Source organism: Pseudomonas sp. Z18(2022), assembly GCF_036346535.1.
GTDB classification, from domain to species: domain Bacteria; phylum Pseudomonadota; class Gammaproteobacteria; order Pseudomonadales; family Pseudomonadaceae; genus Aquipseudomonas; species Aquipseudomonas yamanorum_A.
Genome location: NZ_JAOTOA010000001.1, coordinates 268,449 through 286,548, shown reverse-complemented (window position 1 = coordinate 286,548; position 18,100 = coordinate 268,449). Strand labels below are relative to the sequence as shown.

At 58.6% G+C, this 18,100-nt stretch carries 20 protein-coding genes; 2 read left to right on the top strand and 18 right to left on the bottom strand.

Annotation, left to right across the window (positions count from 1 at the left end):
* Nucleotides 1-23: 23 nt before the first annotated feature.
* The 3 genes from V3W39_RS01245 to V3W39_RS01235 form a co-directional block, all read right to left on the bottom strand.
* Nucleotides 24-926 carry an ABC transporter permease gene (locus V3W39_RS01245; protein WP_065926124.1) on the bottom strand — a complete coding sequence of 301 codons (903 nt, stop codon included), beginning with the start codon at nucleotides 924-926 and terminating at the stop codon, nucleotides 24-26.
* 9 nt (nucleotides 927-935) lie between these two features.
* A complete protein-coding gene (locus V3W39_RS01240) occupies nucleotides 936-1,853 on the bottom strand; it encodes an ABC transporter permease (RefSeq protein WP_027603429.1) in 918 nt (305 codons plus the stop codon).
* 81 nt (nucleotides 1,854-1,934) lie between these two features.
* On the bottom strand, nucleotides 1,935-3,455 hold the full coding sequence (locus V3W39_RS01235; RefSeq protein ID WP_330212047.1) for an ABC transporter substrate-binding protein: 1,521 nt from the start codon (nucleotides 3,453-3,455) through the stop codon (nucleotides 1,935-1,937).
* A gap of 187 nt (nucleotides 3,456-3,642) precedes the next feature.
* Here V3W39_RS01235 and V3W39_RS01230 point away from each other — a divergent pair, with 187 nt between their 5' ends.
* Nucleotides 3,643-4,560 carry a LysR substrate-binding domain-containing protein gene (locus tag V3W39_RS01230; RefSeq protein ID WP_330212046.1) on the top strand — a complete coding sequence of 306 codons (918 nt, stop codon included), beginning with the start codon at nucleotides 3,643-3,645 and terminating at the stop codon, nucleotides 4,558-4,560.
* Nucleotides 4,561-4,795: 235 nt separating this feature from the next.
* On the opposite strand, the gene V3W39_RS01225 is transcribed toward V3W39_RS01230, so the two are convergent.
* The 11 genes from V3W39_RS01225 to V3W39_RS01175 form a co-directional block, all read right to left on the bottom strand.
* Nucleotides 4,796-5,527 carry a TIGR03747 family integrating conjugative element membrane protein gene (locus V3W39_RS01225; RefSeq protein ID WP_330212045.1) on the bottom strand — a complete coding sequence of 244 codons (732 nt, stop codon included), beginning with the start codon at nucleotides 5,525-5,527 and terminating at the stop codon, nucleotides 4,796-4,798.
* Nucleotides 5,528-5,617: 90 nt separating this feature from the next.
* Complete coding sequence (gene traD / locus V3W39_RS01220) at nucleotides 5,618-7,723, bottom strand: type IV conjugative transfer system coupling protein TraD (protein ID WP_330212044.1); 2,106 nt, start codon at nucleotides 7,721-7,723, stop codon at nucleotides 5,618-5,620.
* Between the two features lie 9 nt (nucleotides 7,724-7,732).
* On the bottom strand, nucleotides 7,733-8,248 hold the full coding sequence (locus V3W39_RS01215; RefSeq protein ID WP_330212043.1) for an integrating conjugative element protein: 516 nt from the start codon (nucleotides 8,246-8,248) through the stop codon (nucleotides 7,733-7,735).
* A complete protein-coding gene (locus V3W39_RS01210; protein ID WP_330212042.1) occupies nucleotides 8,245-8,793 on the bottom strand; it encodes a lytic transglycosylase in 549 nt (182 codons plus the stop codon). Before V3W39_RS01210 ends, V3W39_RS01215 begins: the two co-directional genes overlap by 4 nt.
* On the bottom strand, nucleotides 8,775-9,494 hold the full coding sequence (locus V3W39_RS01205; protein WP_330212041.1) for a TIGR03759 family integrating conjugative element protein: 720 nt from the start codon (nucleotides 9,492-9,494) through the stop codon (nucleotides 8,775-8,777). The genes V3W39_RS01210 and V3W39_RS01205 overlap by 19 nt, the downstream gene beginning before the upstream one ends.
* Before the next feature lie 9 nt (nucleotides 9,495-9,503).
* Nucleotides 9,504-10,175, bottom strand: a complete 672-nt coding sequence (locus tag V3W39_RS01200) for a chemotaxis protein (protein ID WP_330212040.1) — start codon at nucleotides 10,173-10,175, stop codon at nucleotides 9,504-9,506.
* Nucleotides 10,172-10,714: a PFGI-1 class ICE element type IV pilus protein PilL2 gene (pilL2, locus tag V3W39_RS01195; protein ID WP_330212039.1), complete on the bottom strand. Its 543-nt coding sequence runs from the start codon at nucleotides 10,712-10,714 to the stop codon at nucleotides 10,172-10,174. Before pilL2 ends, V3W39_RS01200 begins: the two co-directional genes overlap by 4 nt.
* A 106-nt stretch (nucleotides 10,715-10,820) precedes the next feature.
* A complete protein-coding gene (locus tag V3W39_RS01190; RefSeq protein ID WP_330212038.1) occupies nucleotides 10,821-11,567 on the bottom strand; it encodes a DUF5983 family protein in 747 nt (248 codons plus the stop codon).
* Nucleotides 11,568-11,621: 54 nt separating this feature from the next.
* Nucleotides 11,622-12,116: a RadC family protein gene (gene radC / locus V3W39_RS01185; RefSeq protein WP_330212037.1), complete on the bottom strand. Its 495-nt coding sequence runs from the start codon at nucleotides 12,114-12,116 to the stop codon at nucleotides 11,622-11,624.
* Between the two features lie 100 nt (nucleotides 12,117-12,216).
* Complete coding sequence (locus V3W39_RS01180) at nucleotides 12,217-12,474, bottom strand: hypothetical protein (protein ID WP_330212036.1); 258 nt, start codon at nucleotides 12,472-12,474, stop codon at nucleotides 12,217-12,219.
* Nucleotides 12,475-12,544: 70 nt separating this feature from the next.
* Nucleotides 12,545-13,126, bottom strand: coding sequence for an STY4534 family ICE replication protein (locus V3W39_RS01175; RefSeq protein WP_330212035.1), 582 nt, complete (start codon nucleotides 13,124-13,126; stop codon nucleotides 12,545-12,547).
* A gap of 636 nt (nucleotides 13,127-13,762) precedes the next feature.
* Between V3W39_RS01175 and V3W39_RS01170 the strand changes: the two genes are divergently transcribed.
* A complete protein-coding gene (locus V3W39_RS01170; RefSeq protein ID WP_330212034.1) occupies nucleotides 13,763-13,885 on the top strand; it encodes a hypothetical protein in 123 nt (40 codons plus the stop codon).
* 136 nt (nucleotides 13,886-14,021) lie between these two features.
* Here the strand turns inward: V3W39_RS01170 and V3W39_RS01165 are convergent, their stop codons facing one another.
* The 4 genes from V3W39_RS01165 to V3W39_RS01150 form a co-directional block, all read right to left on the bottom strand.
* On the bottom strand, nucleotides 14,022-15,989 hold the full coding sequence (locus V3W39_RS01165; protein ID WP_330212033.1) for a DNA topoisomerase III: 1,968 nt from the start codon (nucleotides 15,987-15,989) through the stop codon (nucleotides 14,022-14,024).
* Nucleotides 15,990-16,197: 208 nt separating this feature from the next.
* A complete protein-coding gene (locus V3W39_RS01160; protein ID WP_330212032.1) occupies nucleotides 16,198-16,668 on the bottom strand; it encodes a single-stranded DNA-binding protein in 471 nt (156 codons plus the stop codon).
* Nucleotides 16,665-17,183: a DUF3158 family protein gene (locus tag V3W39_RS01155; RefSeq protein WP_330212031.1), complete on the bottom strand. Its 519-nt coding sequence runs from the start codon at nucleotides 17,181-17,183 to the stop codon at nucleotides 16,665-16,667. Before V3W39_RS01155 ends, V3W39_RS01160 begins: the two co-directional genes overlap by 4 nt.
* Nucleotides 17,180-17,935, bottom strand: coding sequence for a PFL_4669 family integrating conjugative element protein (locus V3W39_RS01150; RefSeq protein WP_330212030.1), 756 nt, complete (start codon nucleotides 17,933-17,935; stop codon nucleotides 17,180-17,182). The genes V3W39_RS01155 and V3W39_RS01150 overlap by 4 nt, the downstream gene beginning before the upstream one ends.
* Nucleotides 17,936-18,100: the final 165 nt, after the last annotated feature.

The following is an 18,100-nucleotide window of genomic DNA, read 5'->3' as shown; positions in this document are numbered from 1 at the left end:
CCTCTATCAGTTACGGCGGTCTATCAGTTACGGCCGTCGGGCAGGATCAGATCGCGCAGGCCATCGCCGACGAGGTTGATGCCCAGCACCAGAATCATCAGGGCGACGCCGGGAATGGCGATAACCCACGGGGAAAAGAACATGTAGGGTTTGCCTTCCGCGATCATCAGGCCCCAGGACGGCGTCGGTGGCTGCACGCCAACCCCGAGGAACGAGAGGGCCGACTCCAGCAGGATCGCGTGGGCCATTTCCAGCGTCGCGACGACGATCAGTGCGCCGACCAGATTGGGCAGGATTTCACTCACCAGAATGCGCAGGGTCGAGCAGCCGAGCGCCTGGGCCGACGCCACATATTCAGCATCGCGAATCTGTTGCACCGAGGCCCTGACCACCACCGCGAAGCGATCCCATAACAGGCAGCCGAGCAGCACGATCACCACTTTCAGTGAGCCGCCCATCAACGAGGCCGAGGCCAGCGCGACCATCACCACCGGCATCGCCAGCCGGGTGGTGATCAGGTAGCTGATAAACCCATCGACCTTGCCGCCGTAGTAGCCCGCCAACAGCCCCATGAGCGTGCCGATAAAGCCGGAAATCAGCGCCGCTGCAATGCCGATGAACAGCGAAATACGTGCGCCGTAGAGCAGCCTCGACAGGTAGTCACGGCCCAGCTTGTCGGTGCCGAGCACGTATTCCCAGGTGCCGTTGGCCATCCATACCGGTGGTTTCATGCGCAGCATCACGTCTTGCGCATAAGGGTCGTAAGGTGCCAGCCACGGCGCGAACAGTGCACCTGCGAAGATAATCAGCAACAACACCGCGCCGATGGCGAAACCCCGATGACGCAAGCTCTTGCCAAGCACTCGGCTCAGGCTGCTCGGTGGTGGCAGGTAGTCATTGATCGCGAGGGTAGTGGGGGTGCTCATGTAGGCCTCCTAGCGCACGCGAATACGCGGGTCGAGCAGTGCGTTGAGCACATCGGCCAGCAACGTGAGGATGATGTAGATCACCGCAATCAACAGGACCACGGCCTGTACCACCGGAAAGTCGTCACGGGCGATGGCGTCCCAGGCCAGTTGCCCGATGCCTTGCAGGGAGAACACGGTTTCGATCACCACCGAGCCGCCGAGCATGAAACCGAACTCCACCGCCGCCAGCGCGACGACCGGAATCAGCGCGTTGCGCAGTGCATGCTTGAACAGCACGCGGGCAGGGCGCAGGCCCTTGGCGCGGGCGGTGCGGATGTAATCGGAACTGAGCACATCAAGCATGCCGGCGCGGGTCAGGCGCATGATTGCCGGCGTCGCGTAGTAGCCCAGGGCAATGGCCGGCATGACGAAGTGCAACAGGGTCGCGTTGCCGGACACCGGCAGCCACTTGAGCGTCACCGCGAACACCACGATCAGCATCAGCGCAAACCAGAAACTTGGCATCGCCTGGCCCAGCACCGCGATGCTCAAGGCCAGCCGGTCAACCCAGGTGTCGCGTTTGACTGCGGCCAGCACGCCCAGTGGAATGGCCACCAGCAAGGCGATCCCCAGCGCCATGGCACCCAGCCCCAGGGTAATCGGCAAGCGGCTGGCGACGAGGTTGTAGACCGATTCCTGAAAGAAAAACGAGTTGCCCAGGTCCAGCCGCAGCAAATCGCCCAGCCAGTTGAAGTACTGGGTCGGCAGCGGTTTGTTCAAGCCGTACTGCACGCGAATCTGTTCGATCTGTTCGCTGGTGGCTTCCGGTCCGCCAATGGCAGTGGCGAGGTCGCCGGACAGGTGCAAAAGAGAAAAGCTGATCACCGACACGGTAATGGCAACGCAAATGGCGATGCCCAGGCGGCGCAGAAGGAATCCAAGCATGGCAAGTTTCCTCATATCCAATGGATGACAAGTGTGAGGACGTGTCCGTGGCGCACGAGAGTCCGTGCGCCCGGTTACGTATTACTTCCACGTGGACTCGACGAAACGCGGCAGCTCATCCGGGTACGGTGTGAACGCGAGTTCCGAGGTGTAGGCGTAGTTCATCGAGTAGTTGAACAGCGGCGCCCAGTAGGCTTGCTCGCTGATGCGCTGCAAGGCCTTGCGGTAGTTATCCTTGCGCACTTGCGGGTCGAGGGCATTGTCGGCGGTCTGCAACCAGCCCTGGACTTGTGGGTCCTTGATATTGTCGTCCGGATTGCCCTTGAACCAGGTACCGGCCGACGCCGAGGTGTCGAGGATCGAGAACGAGCCCCAGGCCTGAAACGACATGGGCACCTTGCCGCCACGTTGCTGATCGCGCAGGGCGGCGTACTTCAAGTAGCGCAGCTTGGCGTTGATGCCCACTGCGCGCAGGTTGCCGATGATGGCTTCGACGTAATCACGGTCGCGATAAGCGAAGATTTCTGTCTCGAAGCCATTTGGGTAACCGGCTTCGGCGAGCAGCGCCTTGGCCTTGGCGGGGTCATAGTCGTAGACCGTGGCCGCAGTGGTATCGCAACCGAACTGGCCGGGATAACAGGCAACCTGCAAGGGCTTGGCTTCGCCCCCCACCAATTGCGTGGCCAGCGCATTGCGGTTGATCGCATGGTTGATGGCCTGGCGCACCTTGAGGTTCTTCATCGGTGAGTTTTCAGTGGAGGTGCCACGTGCATCAAGAATCAGGAAACCGATGCGCATGGTTTCGCCACTGGTCACGGTCAGGTTCGGCATACCCTTGAGGTCGACCGCCTGATCCGAGGTCACACGCCAGGTCCAGTCGACACCGTCGGTCATCAACTCGGCCAGACGGGTTTCTGCATCCGGGATCACGCGGAACTTGAGGTGGCTGATATGGGGCTTGCCTTGTGGGCTGTCCGGGAAGTAGTCCTTGTTGATCTCCATGGTCACGCCTTCGCCGGCCACCACCGACACGGCTTTATACGGCCCGGTGCCAATGGGCTTGCGACTGAATTCGGCCAGGCCGACCTTCTCGAAGTACTGCTTGGGAAACATCGGAACGGCGTTGGACAGGTATTCCAGTGCCGGCGGGAAAGGCTTCTTCAAATACAGGCGGACGCTGTAGTTGCCGGTTTTTTCGGCGCCCTTGATCCAGTCTACGTTTTGCACGGTAACGACTTTCGCTTCGGGCGACACCACGTAGTTGAGGGTGAACACCACATCGTCGGCGGTGAAGGCGTCGCCGTTGTGAAATTTGACGCCCTTGCGCAGCTCAAAGTCGAGGGTGGTGTCGTCGACCTGCTTCCAGCTGGTAGCCAGCATGGGTTTGTATTCGCCGCTTTTGGGATCGCGGTAGATCAGGTTGTCCCAGATCAGCCGGCCGAGAATCACGCCTTCGCGTAAATCGTTGTGATAGGGGCTGATGTTTTCAGGCTCGCTGTCGGAAGCGTAAACCAGGGTGTCGTTGGCTTTGCCGGCATGCGCCGGAAAGCTGCTGATAAGGCCCATCAGCGCGATACTGCAGGCGAAACCTTTGATGCCCATGCCGTCGTCTCCGTTGGCGAGAGTGGTTGAATCAAAGGGCAGCGAATCGCAAATGCGTAGAAGGAGGAGGAAAAGGTCGGGCGCTGTTTTTTTTGGTCTGGACACGAATGTAGGGAAGGGCTATCAATGCCGCAAGCACAATATTTCGATACTTCCTTTGCCGAAAAGGCAATCCTTGGGGGCTCCGATGCAGCTGTATGGCGTGCAGTCCACGGCACTGCGCTATTTTCTTGAAGTCGCCCGATGCGGATCGATCAGCGAGGCCTCAATGCGGCTGAATGTGGCGGCATCAGCGGTGAGCCGGCAAATTTCCAAGCTTGAGTTGGCCCTGGATGCCAGCCTGTTTGAGCGTCGTGCCCGCGGCATGGTGCTCAGCGAGGCGGGGGCGCGACTGGCGGCTTATGCGCGCAAGTCGCAGCTTGAGGCCGAGCAGGTGGTGCTGGAAATTACCGAGTTGCATGGCTTGCAACGGGGTCATGTGCATGTTGCCTGTTCGGAAGGATTTGCCCTGGAATACATGCCCAGGAGCATCAGCGCGTTCAGGCGTGAGTATCAGGGCATTCATTTTACGCTGGAGGTCTGTGCGCCCGCTGAAGCGACCGAGAAGGTTCGCTCCGGTGAAGCCGATCTGGCAATGACGTTCAGCCTGACGCCGCAAAAGGAAATCAAGGTCGAACATGTCCTGAGCGGGGCAATTTTTGCCGTGGTCTCCAATGCCCATCCCTTGGCCGGGCGGGAGTCTGTCAACCTCGCCGAGTTGCAACCCTGGCCCATTGCGTTACCCAAGGCCGACACTACGATACGGCAACTCTTCGACATCTGTTGCGGCGTACAGGGGTTGTTGTTCGATCCGGTCTTGACCACTAATTACGTTGCCGCGCTCTACAGTTTCGTCCGTGAAGAGGGCGGCATCAGCCTGGCCAGCGAAATGACCTTGCACAAACAGGTGGCGGACAAGCAGTTGCAATGCTTGCCAATCCTTGATGAAGGCATGCATGCACGACGCATCGAACTGCAAAGCATGGCTGGGCGCAATCTACCGGCGGCGGTTTGCGCCTTCAGGGATTTTCTGATCGCTGAGCTAGCGAAGGCGAAGCGTCGTTGAAAAGACGAGGTTACTTGACTCTACCGTCTTGTGGTCGCTCTAGCACCCAAATTGACTAGGGCAACCTTCGATCATGTCTTCAAGACGTTGAAGCTTTTAGCTTAACGCCATTGGCCGCTCCCCTTTTGGTGCGAGCCTACCAGGATGATTATTCCTATCCCCCGGGAGCGACAACCATAAAGTAGGGTGTTCGTTTATCAGTGTTATGTTGACACTCGCCCTCTGACGAACGCACTCAGAGATATTTTTTGAACGTCGTCGCGGTGATCGCTACTGTTGCTCCAAGTATTACTGCGCAAGGCAAAAGAATAGCTATAGGATTGAGTGAAAAGGGCAGGGACAGGTAAATGACCCAGGGCACGATCAGCAGGGGTATCACTGCTCGTTTAGCTCGGTGATAGACAAAACTGCTTTCTCGCCCGGCTCCAAACTTGCGCAGGTCGCGGCGCATCAAACCATCGACAAAACCGGTGAACGCAGCCAACAAAAATAGCGGTGTGGCCAGAACCAAGACGGTTAGGCGCACTACGAAGGTAAAGGTCACATACACCGCCGCCAGTACGAAATCCTCAATGCTCACGTAGAGCTGATTCGCCCAGCTCCAGAATCCGTTGCCCTGGCCCGACACCCGCGCCTGCCGGGCAAAATCCGCAAAGCCAGTCTTGACCAACAACCTCTCATTGAGAAAATCCAGCCATTGGACAATCGTCTGTCCGGGCTGCTGGAGGATCAGTGAGGATTTGAAGTGTTCACTCAGCCAGCCCAGTTCGTTCGTCAACATAGCTTGGCTGTGCCGCCAACCCTGATCACCCCAGAACAGCAGTAGGCCGACGAACTCGATGAGGATCGAAAACAGCAACGAGGCGATCAGTAAACCGATAATGCGTAAAACCAAGCCAATCGCCGAGACGATTAATCCCGGACGCTGGACCGGTTGTGGCGGCGTGTTCTGGACGGAAGTCGCCATCGTTCACTCCGTTGCGCACTGCAGAGTTGATGTGGGCAATACGTCTCCTGGATCGTTTTCTGCTGAATCGAAACCTGTGGTGGGTTAGGGCTACCCCACCTGATCTAGATCGAAGTTGGTAGTCGGGCCGCCACCGCTTGCGCTCCACCACTGTCCCGCCTGCGCGTTGTAGGCCGCCCGCATCCGTTGAGTGAGTTCCTGTAGGTCCTTGGGTATGGCGTCGTCGTTGGAGGGTTTGGGCAACGGCATGCGGACTTTCCAGAGCTGGCCACCGGCCTGGAAGGAAAACATCTGTCCCTTGGGCAAACTGACGATGTGAGCAGGCTCGATTAACGGCACGCTGGTGCTGCTGACACGGTCCTGTGAGGACGAGGTGAAGTCGGTATTGGCCTCAGGGTCGGAGGTGTCAGTCGCACCCGACACCAGGGTCTTGGTCAGCACGTTGACCTTGGGCAACTGCTGGGTGAGCAGCTCCGCGGTGGCGGTCTCGCGTACACGGAGCATCTGCAAGGTATTGAAATTACCAATGACCTGGCCGGCCTTGGCGCGATTACCAATGCGCGCTTCGATATCGCTGAGGGTTTGGGTGTAGGCGGTTACCTGGATACCGGCACCGCCACCCTTGTTGATCAGCGGAATGAACTCATCACCCATTAACTCGTTGAACTCGTCAGCGTGGAGGTTGATCGGCAGCTTGTCACTGCTGCTGCTCGATGCGGGCAGGCCATGGTCAATGCCATGTTTGTAGATGTGCCCCGCGACCGAAACCAGGTCGGCGAACATGGAGTTGCCCACCGCAGCGGCCACCTCGGCGTCGGTCAGTGCATCCAGGCCGACGTAAACAATGCCTCGCTTACGGATGATCTGCATCCAGTCGAAGATCGGCCGCGGGTCATCCAGGTCGGTGTAGTTGGGGGCCAGTAACTGGGCGGTCTTGCCGGTGGTGAGTTTCTCCAGCAGCGGCAGTAGCGAGGCAACAATTTTGTCGAAGTAAGTACGGTCGTAGCGCACTGCGGAACGCAGTCCGTCCAGTACCGGATCAAATACCCGTTTGGCCGCCAGGTACTGCTCGATGGCCACCACGCGCTTTTCGCGTCCCACCATATGCCTGGGAATGTTTTTCTCGTTGAGCTTGCCTTCCAGCTGGACGATCACCTCCCAGGCTTTTGGATCGGTCTTGGCGAAAAACTGCTGGGCGTACTCGATGAACAGTGCGTCGATGTTGACCACGTGCCGTTGGATCTGCAGGTAGTCCGGACGCCGGCCTAACTCGATCAGGGCACGGGCGATGATGTTGACGAAACGCCAGGCAAACTCGCGAAAGGCCGCGGAGTTACCTTCGCCGCTGAGCTGCCCGGCGATGCGTGACGCCACTTCCGAGATACGCCCAAAGCGTCCCACGGCGTTGTAACGAGCGGATATTTCCGGCCAGCCCAGATGGAAAACATAGAACTCCTTATCCCGACCGGCCCGCTTGGCTTCAACGTACATCCGTTTGAGCAAGTCGGCATCGCCCTTCGGATCGAAGACGATGACCACCTCATGTTCGATGCGGTGAATGTCCTGGGTGATGTACACCTCGGCGAGTCGTGTCTTGCCGACACGGGTCGTGCCGAGCACCAGGGTGTGTCCGACCCGTTCGCCCAGCGGCAAACTGACTTCCGTTTCGTCGGGCTCGACCCCATGCAACAGCGGCGAGCCACCGACCGGGGGTAAAGGGCGCATCGGATTGAAGGCGCTGTTCCAAGCCGTGACACGGGCCAGTGTCGAGAACGGAAACGGTGCATGTTCCAGGCGACGTTCGAGTCCACGGGCCAGGCGGTAACGGGTCGGGTGGTCGACATAGTGAGCGACAGCCGGATCCTGGGCCTCGACCAAGCGCTGGGTGTGCAGACGGGTCCAGCGAAAGCCGCGGCCCATGAACAGACGTTTGCGGCTGACCGGAATCTGCCGACTGGTCAGCTCGTAGCGGGGCAGCCGGCGGATATTGCGCCGATAACGCAGCACTTCCCAGGCTTGGCGCAGGCGGATCAGGCCGAACAGGGTATAGGCCAACGCCGCAACCAGACCGATCTCGGGTGACAGGGCCACGGCCCAGGGCGAGTACACGCACAGCACTGTAGCGGCGATGCAGATCGCTACGGTATACAGCTCCACCGCTGGCCGGAGCTTGGACTCCATTGCATGCTCGGCCATGACCTGGACTCACTGTTCCAGTGAGGTGGCGGTGATCAAGACTGGGTAGTGCTCAATCAGCAGACGGGTGGCGATGTCGTTGCCGTTGACCGGCAGGATGGTGATGCCCGGAGCGGCTGCTCGAATCCGGGCCAGGGCTTCAGTATCGGTCACTTCGACGGCGAGGCCGGCCGCGCCCATTTCCTGCAGTTCAGCCGCACGTTGACGCAACCAAGCCAGTGATTGGGAATCCTCACCGACCAGAAAAAATGGCCGCAAGCCTGGCATGTTCAGGGCGCGGGACGTGATCTGGCCGGGGCTCAAGTGAGAGCTTCGGACGGGCAGTATCCAGGCTTCATTGGCAAACGTGGACAGGTCCGCATGCATGGCCCGATCAGACTGAGTCTTGTTGTTGATGGGCGGCCTGGCAGCTTGAAAATGGGGTCGAGTGAAGTCGCTAGGCTGATCCCCGGCTACGGTCAGTTCCGGCTGGACGAAAGGTGCCAAGTGCAGGAGGAAATAACAGGTAAGAGGTACGCGCTTCATGGCGGCGTGCTCTGTTTGAAGGAAACCATCAGTCGTTCGAGTTGCCGGGAAAAACCTGCGCGGTAACGCGCGGCGGGCGCTCCTCCTGCCGGGCGGTGATAGCGTCCGGCAGCTAACACCCAATCACCGGTGGCGGCGTGATGCTCGTGCAGCAGCGCGGCGGTCACGGCGAGATTTCGGTAGGGATCGAAGGCTTCGCAGGGACTGGAAAAACGTTGCCCGTGGTAACCCAGGTTGGTTTGTCCAAGACCGACATCGACCCGCTTGGCGTCATGCAGAGCGAGCGCCTGAAGTAAGGCGTGACAGGCGGCCTGGCGAGTGGCGAAGCGGTAGGGTGTTCCGGCGATGTTCAGGGTCCACGGCCAGGGCAGTAGTCGACCACGGACGCGGATACCACTCTCCTGCAAGGCAATCGCGAACAGCACCGTAGATGGGATGTCGGCGTCATGCGCCGCCAGTTGGTAAGCGGGAGGCGGAAGTTCGTCAGCCTGGCCGGCGAGCGCCGTCATTAGGAGCGCAATACCACTCAGTCGAGGCGTTGCCATTGACCACTCACCTGTTGAAATGTGGCAGGCAATGGCCCCGGAGCACCTAGGCTGAACCAGCGACCACGGTCATGGTTCAGGGTGATCTGCCGGCGTTGCACCTTGGCCGGATCGATGTCTGCTTGCCGAGCCCAGCTACGGACGCGTTCATCCTCGCCTTGGCTGCCCACCAGGTAGACATCGAACGCCGTATTACTGCTTTGCAGACGCTGCGCTTCGGCGGTGCACGCCGGGCAGTGGTCCTCCACAAACAGGGCTTGGCGCGGCGCGACCGCCGAGTTGGCAGGGGCCGGGGATGCCATGCCCTGGATCGGCAGCAGTCCGGGAAACAGCTTGGCCCAGGCCGCGGTGTAAGCGTTTTGATAGGCCAACTCGCGCTCGGCGCGTTTGGCTTCCAGCGCTACCTGTAATTCGGCATAGCGCTGGCGCTCTTGGTCTGTCTGGGCCTCAACCCCAAGTGCGGTCAACGGATCGAGGTTCGGGCTCCAGAAACCGCGTGGACCGGCTTGGATCTGTTCGAAGCGCGTCCACTCCTGCTCCGTCAGTCCCCAGCTTGCCGCCTGTTCAGAGTGAGAGCGCCCCAGCGGAGCGGACTGTGTGTCCTGGATCCGTGACGGTGTCGTGACGGGGTTACCCATCGCAACGCCCATGGCCAGTAGCGAAGCGAGACAGGCAACGGTGGGCAATAGCGCTCTGTTCATGATCGCTTCTCAAGGGAGGTGCACGGTCTGGTCTGGCTGAGAGGCCACTGCGAAGATGACTGCGTTCGGCCCCAGCACTTTCAGGTGCCAGGCGCCGAGCTGCTCGCCGCTATGCAGCAGCCGAACATCCATAAGCGAGCGACTGTCATGAGGAGCGACCGCTAGAAAACGCTCACCACCGCGAGACTCGACGTTCAAAACCGAGAACGGTGGCGAGAGCGGGGTGGGTTTGGGGCGAGCGGTCTTTTTCGGTTTGGTCGCAGAAGGCGTCGGCGATGGGGGTGATGGCTGGGTCTTGTGCTCCAGGAGCTGCTGCTCGACCTGTTCAAGGCGTGCGCGCAGCGCTGTCAGGTCTGCCTGGGTGGCGCGGGCTGCGAGACCATCACGCAGTTCCTGTATCTCTTGCGCCCACTGATCCAACATCGGATCGAGGGTATTGGCCTGTTGCTCACCAGTATCGACCATCTGCTTCAGGTCTTTCAGCGCGTACTGCAGCTTCTCCTGGGCATCCTTGAGGGCGCTTGAATCATGTTGCAGGGTGTCCAGGGTTTGTAGGTGTTGAGTGTTCGTGCTCTGCAGTTCGGCCACGCGTTGATACTGGTTATACAAACCACCGCTCAGGCCTGCGACCGCCAAGCAAAGCAGCCCAATGATGAGGGTTTGAAACGTCGAGGCTCTCATGGGCGTGCCTCCAACAGATGGGGCGAGACGGGTGTGATCAGCGCGACGCCGGCCTCCGTTTTCTGCTGTTCGAAGCAGACCGAACGGCTGACTTCGTCGGTCGTGAGTTGCCAGGCGGGGCCAGCCAGCACTTGCAGCGCGCGACGCAAAGAGATCGGGCCGAGCCGGTAATGGGCTGCGGGCAGGGGCCGAGTAAACAGCACCCTCACGGACGCGGTAACGGGGCAGAGCGAATAGCCCGAACGCTGCAATACGTACTGCAATGCATCCAGCACAGAAGGGTTCAGGCTGGACGGGATGCTCACGTCAATGATTTGGGCAAGAAGATCGCGTTGTTCCGTGGTGGGCTCGGTGCTGACCAGCGTATAGCGGCCATAGTGGAGTTCTGGCGGATGGCTTTCTTCGGCTGTGCCCCTCGAGTGCAGGGCCCGATTGGAGCCACTGTCGATTTCTGGATCGGTCGGCAATGTATTGGGGATTGGCGCGGTGCAGGCGCTCAGCAAACCCAGCAGGCAGACAGGCGTGAAAAAACGCTCCATGGAAAAAGCCTCATGTCAGATTCAGTGCAGAACCTGACATGAGGTGAAGGAGCGATTCAGTGAGAAAGTCGATTCAAGGCGGGTCGTGTTAAAACTGAACACGTTGTTACTCATCAAAAATGGCGAGCCCATCCAAGACGGCAGCGTCGGGGTCGAAGATCAACAATCGCACATCCGCCAATGCCGCCAAATACAGTACGTTGACCAAGGCTTCCGGTGTGCCTGCGTCGAGTTGTTCTTGTCTCAAGCTCGAATAACGATTGCCCTCAATGTTCAGCAAGTTCTCGTCCGTCCATGGCGTGCCGATCAGTTTGCAACCTATGCCTGAGCAATCATGCAGTGTGAAAAGTTCGAACAAGAGGCCGGTTCGCCTCGGAGCGGAGTGACTGACCCACCCTTCCAGATAAAGCATCGCTTCTTCAGGAAGGTGTGCGGTACTGATCTCCCAGGCTCGACTGTAGCGTCCCGTTTCGAAGCTCAAGCGATGGACCATGGCTTGTGCCTCTTCCAGGGAGTACAGATCACCGAGGTGATGCCGCTCGTTGAGCATTTCGCCCATCACAGCGTAGATCACTTGGCGCACTAGGCCGGTGGACTGGCAGCGTTCATCCAAATCGTCCGAAATGGATTGGCCTTCGCTGATCAAGGCGAAATCGTCATTGAACTGGCATGCGAACAGGTGCAGCGCATTGTCGGGCAGATGCGCCTGTGAGGCGTGGACGGGTCGAAAACAGGGAGGGTAATCGTCTTCGTAGGTGATCATTAGCAGCCGTTCGATGTGCAGGTGGTCGTAACCGCGAGCAAAGGGGTTTGAAGCCAGTGGCAGAGCTGTTGCTTGGTATATGGAATTCATCAGGATTCTCCAAAATGAGAATGGAAAAGGGCGCCCGAAGGCGCCTGTGAGGGGTTACAGCCAGCCATGTTTGGCAAAGGAGAGAGGGCTACCTTCACCCACGATGAAGTGGTCCAGTACGCACACTTCGATCAAGGCCAAGGCTTCCTTCAATCGTGCGGTCAAGACGCGATCTGCCTGACTGGGCGCCGAGCAACCTGAGGGGTGGTTGTGAGCAAAAATGGCAGCAGCAGCGTTGTGCGCAAGGGAGCGTTTAACGACTTGGCGGGGGTAAACGCTGGCCCCGTCAATGCTGCCGTGAAAGAGGACTTCGAACGCCAGTACCCGGTGTTGGGCATCGAGAAAAACCACACCGAAAACTTCATGCTCTTGTTGTACAAGCTGCAGTTTTAGGTAAGCCGCTACGGTATCGGGAGAGGTCAGGACAGGGCCGCAGGTGAACAACCGACGATCCAAAATAGCCAACGCTTGGTCGATCAGCTGGTTTTCGTGAATGACACTATTAGCCTCGAAGTTCGAGGTCTCAATCAGTGTGAGTTGGGTGCTCATGGTGGTACCTCCGAAGGGAACAATCAGGGGTACACACCCGAGAGGAGTGGTGTCCCCAAGGTGGATAAAGAGGCGCGGGTGTTAGCCGATGGCGCGTTGTTTACAGCCGCGTGAATCGGTGGCGTTGACCGTTTAGGGGCGAACCACAACCGTCGCAGGGCAATAGGGAAAAGGCTTCTACCCCCCAGCCGGCTTCGGAATCGAAGTCGGCACTGATGGGCATCAACCGCATCAGACCATGATGAGTACTGGCGAAGCGTTTCACGGTTTCATCCGTCGTGTAGTAAAGCGATAGCGTGCTGTAGTCCTCGTAAGCCGCTGCGAACAGGCAGTCGTCGCAAAGCCAGAAGGATTCCATATTGGTCCCCTATGCTGATTGAAGAAAAGGCGCTCAAAAGAGCGCCTTGATGTGTAGCATCGTGGACGGTTCAGGCGGACTGAACGTTACGGGTGGCATCGCGGCGTGCCGTGCGGGGAGCAGGTGGAGATTCAGGTTGGACCTGAGCCTCTGTTGAGTTTTCGGATTCCTTAGCATCGGCATCGGCCGACGTAGAGGATGGTTCACTATTAGGCGCTTGCTCAGCAGGTGCTGTTGCTTCCTGCCTGGCGGGCGCTTTGTACTCGAATACGCCATTGACCTTGATCCAGTCAATGAACAGAAGACGACCTTTCAGGCTGGCGCCCGGTTGGCCTTGTTTCGCGCCTTTCTCGTAAAGAAATGGATCGATCCACAGGTCGCCGATACGGAACGACAGCAAGACCTTTTTCTCGGCGTTGACGGCGTCCATATAGAGACGAATCAAGCGTTCAGCTTCACCCCCAGCGACTTTGCAGTCGAAGCGGGTGTACTCGACCGCATCGGTGGCTCCGTGCAGGGCTGCGATATCGCACGCCATGAACGGTTGGCCACGGCGCACTTGCACTTCACGCACACGGTTAAGGTAGCCGATACCGACGGTGTGCAGATTGAAGTAGGTGGTCGCTTCATGGGATTGATTGGCGTTGGCCATGGTGGTTCTCCTGTTTCAATGGAAAACGGTGACGCACGATCCCTGGCGGGGAAGTGAGCCCCCGTCAGGGTGGGTAAGGTGAAGTCGAGCGATGAACGACTCGCCACCGGCAAGCGATGGAGATCAGAACGATGCGTTTGGGGGAATACTGCCGCAGCAGAGAAATGTCCGCAGTGGTAAGCCACAGGCATGGGGTAGTAGGCATTCATCACCGCTGAAGCGGTAACCGTGCGAGCTTCCGAACGCTGATCGCACTGAGGTAAACCACCACGAACGTGGCGTAGCCTTGAAGGTTCTGGCTACCTGGGCTGGGCTGTCAACGACAGCGAACCACGCCCTTTATATAAGCCTGTCACAGGGGAGCGTCAAGGCGCTGCCACCCGATTTTTTACGCCTAGAATACGGTAGCAGTCACTGGAATGAAAAAAATGAAGAGTAGGCCTGACGAGGCGCCAGGCGGGGAACAGAAAAGCCACCTTTGACGGTCTTACGCAGTCACAAGCTCCTCGCAACACTTGCTTGAACTGCGCCATGATTCGCCAACCGACCCTTGTCGTGGCCTGGGTCGGAACCTGCTGGCACGCATCCGCGCACAAAAGGTGCCCGGTGTTTCCCCGGCGGGCTCCGGGGCTGAATATGATCGCCGAAGCGGATGACCGCTATTGCCGGGTTGAGGCAACAGCGGTCATCCGCCACCACGATCAGGTCGAGCATAAAACGGGAAGTAAATTCCGCAGAAAAGAAGGCTCCGAACTCTAGGAGTCCGACCGAGCTACCCGGAGCAAATCGGTCTTGGGTCGCCGTTGGCGATGATCCTGAGGCACTACAGCAGAGAGGGTGGGACGACGTCAAGGCAGAGAACTCACCGTTCTCATGATGATCGTCTCATGGCACATCATGAGCGACGCGTCGCTTTACTGATTGACACAGTGCCCTTGCAATCCGGGTAGTGGGAGCATGACCAGAACGGTCCTGATTTTCCCTTTCGCCTGAGCATTGACGCGTTGCACTTGGGGCAGCCCGGGCTTATCTCGACCGCTATTGCCAAAGTGAGCGAGCGGTAGTGTGCGACCAACTGCGCAATCCAGTTCGCCTGCTTGGCAACGAACTCCTCCAGGGTCACGCGTCCCGCTTCGATTTCGTCCAGCGCCTGTTCCCAGATTGCGGTCATACCCGGATCTGCGACTGCTGCCGGTACCGCCTCGATCAGGGTATGGGCCGCGGCGGAGGCCATTAACGCGTGTTTTTTCTTCAGCAAATAACCGCGATCAATCAATCCTTTGATAATGCCGGCTCGTGTGGCTTCAGTACCGATACCGGTAGTGTCCCGAAGTTTCTGTTTCAGGCGTGGGTCGTTGACCAGCTTGGCCACATTTTTCATGGCCTTGATCAGATCGCCCTCGGTCAGCGGTTTGGGAGCTGTTGTGTACATAGACTTGAGTTCGACGTCGCTTACTGCGCACTGCGTGCCCTGTTGCAAGACGGGTAAGACTTGGGACCTGTGACTGGGCTCATCCTCCTCGGTGTTTTCGCAGAGTAAGCCTTTCCAGCCCTGGACCAGGATCTGTTTGCCAACAGCGATCAAACGCTCTTCGCCGCACTCCAGCTCTACCTCGGTTCGATCGAACTCATGATGCGGCAGAAATTGCACGAGGTAGTGGCTACGAATCAGTTCGTAGACTTGGCGTTCTTGTTCAGACATCCGCACCAGGTTTGCCGGCTCGGTTGTGGGGATGATGCCGTGGTGCGCGGTGACCTTGGTATCGTTCCATACGCGGGAGCGTAATGATCGATCCAGGCTCCCAAATGCAGTTCTGAGTGCAGGATCCGTTTTGAGCAGCGCATCGAGTACCGTGGGTGCCTCGTTGAACATACTCTCCGGCAAATAGCGACAATCGCTGCGGGGGTAGGTGGTGGCTTTGTGGGTTTCATACAGGGTTTGGGCGATGTTAAGGGTTTCCTGAGCGCCGAGTCCCAGCTTGCGTGAGCAGACTTCTTGCAGTGTGCTCAAGTCGAAGGGCAGGGGCGGCGGTTCGCGGGAGTGCTCAGTCTGCAGCGAGAGCACTGTGGCGGTCTTACTGATAGAGATCGCTTGGACGGCCGGACTGGCAAGCGCCTGCTGCAGGCAGCGACCCGCCTCGTCCCGTCCTAAAGATGGCGGTAACCACGATGCGATAAATTGCTGACCCATCGACGATAGATGCACTTCAACGTTCCAGTAAGGTACCGGGACGAAACTGGCAATCGCACGATCCCGATCGACCACCAGACGTAAAGTGGGTGTCTGGACGCGTCCCACTGACAAAACGCCGCCGTAGCCTGCCCGCCGACCAAGAAGGGTAAATAAACGGCTGAGGTTCATGCCGATCAGCCAGTCGGCGCGGCTACGGGAGAGGGCTGAGTGATACAGCGGGAAGGTCTCGTGGCCAGACTTCAGCGAGGACAGAGCTTTGCGAATGGAGGCCTCGTTGAGGGCGGACAACCAGAGGCGCTGAACGGGGCCTCGATACCTGCAAAGCTCCAGCAATTCGCGGGCAATCATTTCACCTTCTCGATCGGCGTCGGTCGCAATGACTACACTTGGGGCATCACTCAGCAGGCGCTTGATAATTTTGAACTGCGCGGCAGTCTTGGGTTTGACCTCGACCCGCCACTGCACGGGAATGATCGGTAGGTGATCTAGCGACCAGGACTTGTACTGAGCATCATAAGCTTCAGGTGGGGCGGTCTCCAGCAAGTGGCCGATACACCAGGTGACGATGGAGTCGGCGCCGATCAGGCAACCATCCCCGCGCCGGGTGGCTCCGAGTACTTTGGCAATGTCCCGACCTTGGGACGGTTTCTCGCAGAGGAAGAGACGCATAGAACTGCTCCAGATTGAGTTCGGAGCAGCGTTATTCGTAGTAGCAGGGGCGAGATATGAGAAACCTGAATGGCAGGTTCCTCATATTAGTCGGAGAGGGCAGCCTTGAATGGTCGAGGCTGCTAGCCCATTGCAACTGACCGGCAGTATGGAGCTTCACGAGCAGCGTGTAATGACGGGTCAGCAACTTCGCGCAAAGGCGCAATTTTTATGCCTGAGTCTGTCTGTCAGACGTAGGCGGTCCCCTGCGTTTCTTGGATTTCGACGCCGGTGAACTGGTCGGCACTGTATTTTGAGAGGCCGTCGGTTCACTGGAGCGCTCGCGCATGAGCACGCCGTGTACCCGGTGAGGCAGAATACCGACTCGACGGGCCTCGATCTTGAAGGTCACCCGCGCATTGTCCTCGCTGTCCTCCCACTCATCGCGCACCGTACGGCCTTCGACCAACACACGCATGCCTTTCTGGAACAGCGTGCTCCAGTGTTCAGCCTCACGGTGCCAGAGCTCAACCGGCGCCCAATAACCGCCTCGATCTTCATAGCTCCCCTCGCGTGGGATGGGGTTGTCGAAGTACACATTCAGCCGTAGCAAGCGCCGCGGCTCGTCATTACCTGATGGAAATTCTTGGAACTCTGGCGCACTGCCGATATTGCCTTCGCCAACGAAAAAAGTACTCATCGTGATACCTCCACTGCGGGTGTGAATTGGCGTAGCAGCCGTTCGGCACTGGCCATGTTGATCGCGCAGGTCATGGCCTGGCGGTAGAGCGAATGCACCACGCTCATCTGCAGGTTCAGTGCAATGCGATCGCATTCGAAACGGTGCAATCTCTCGCGTACGGCCTGCGGCAGGGCGTTGTTGCAGACCTGGCGTTCCCAGACCGCAACCCCCATACGGGCGAAGTCACGGGTGCGCCAACGCAAAAAGGTGCTGCCTGCGCCGGTGTTCTGTAGTACCAGTCGGATATCCAGCAGTGAGTAAGGAGGTTGTCCGGCCTGCTGCACCACAGCCTCCATCAAGTGACATAACTGCGCCTCGATTTCCCTCGCGACCTGCGCCAGCTGTTCCAACTCCCCCTTACCCTTAAAAGGTTTCAAAAGGCCTTTTAGGGAGGCAGCGTGTTCGAGCTGTCGATAGGTATCTGGTGTTAACGCATCGAAGGGCATTGGTTGAGCCGGGATCATGGGATTCATGCTTCGTCCTCCGGCTCATTCACTGTCGCAGACGACGCTCCCACGTCTTCTGCCAACGCGTCGGCGTCATCCACTGCCACCGCACCACGGCGAGTGATTGGCGGCGCGAACTGGGAGCGGCGATGACCCTCCAGGATGTCCATCGGGGGCAAACCCATCTTCTCGATGGCCGCAATGGCGCGGGCGTTGTTCGCCGCCATGTCAACGCGGGTGACGCCGGCATGCCGATAGCGCTGGGCCTGGCCGAATAGGCTGCGCAGGAGGTGCGCACCGTCGTCGATCCAGGCTTCCATGTCGACGCGGCCGATCAGGGCGGTGTGATGAGACAACAGAGTTCGGCGCACCAGAGTGTCGTAATCGGTCAGCAGGTAGACTGCTAGAAAACCCAACTGGCTGCCGATGTACAACGGCAAAGTGACGGGATGAATATTGAGGTTGTCGCTCATGTCGATCTGTGTTGGAAGATCCTGTCTGATCCGATCCAGCTGTTGGGTCAATTCCAGCATCCCAGCTTTGGCCTGCATCAGCTTTTCTTCGAGTTGCACGATGGCCCAATCGGCATAGGGGTCGTCCTGGGCCGCGGTTTGTTTGATCAGGTTGGTGACACTGATGTAGCCAGCCATACCCATGATCGAGTGGACGCCTTCGCGTGCGGTTCGACCTTGCCAGATACGGGCGGCGTGGTGAGTGTGCAGGGTCAGGGTGATGCTGCTGCGCAATGAACCTAGGTTGAGTTGATAGTGATCGGCCACGGTGTGGTCCTCGCATAGGCTTGGACGGAAACGTTGCGACAGATGAGGGTTAAGGACAGCCGAAAAGTTGAATGCGGTCTGTTCGGTTTGGTTTAAGAGGGCTAACTAAGGAGACGTCAGTGAAGGGTGGACCGGCTTTCCCTAAGAGTTTCACAGTTTGGTCCG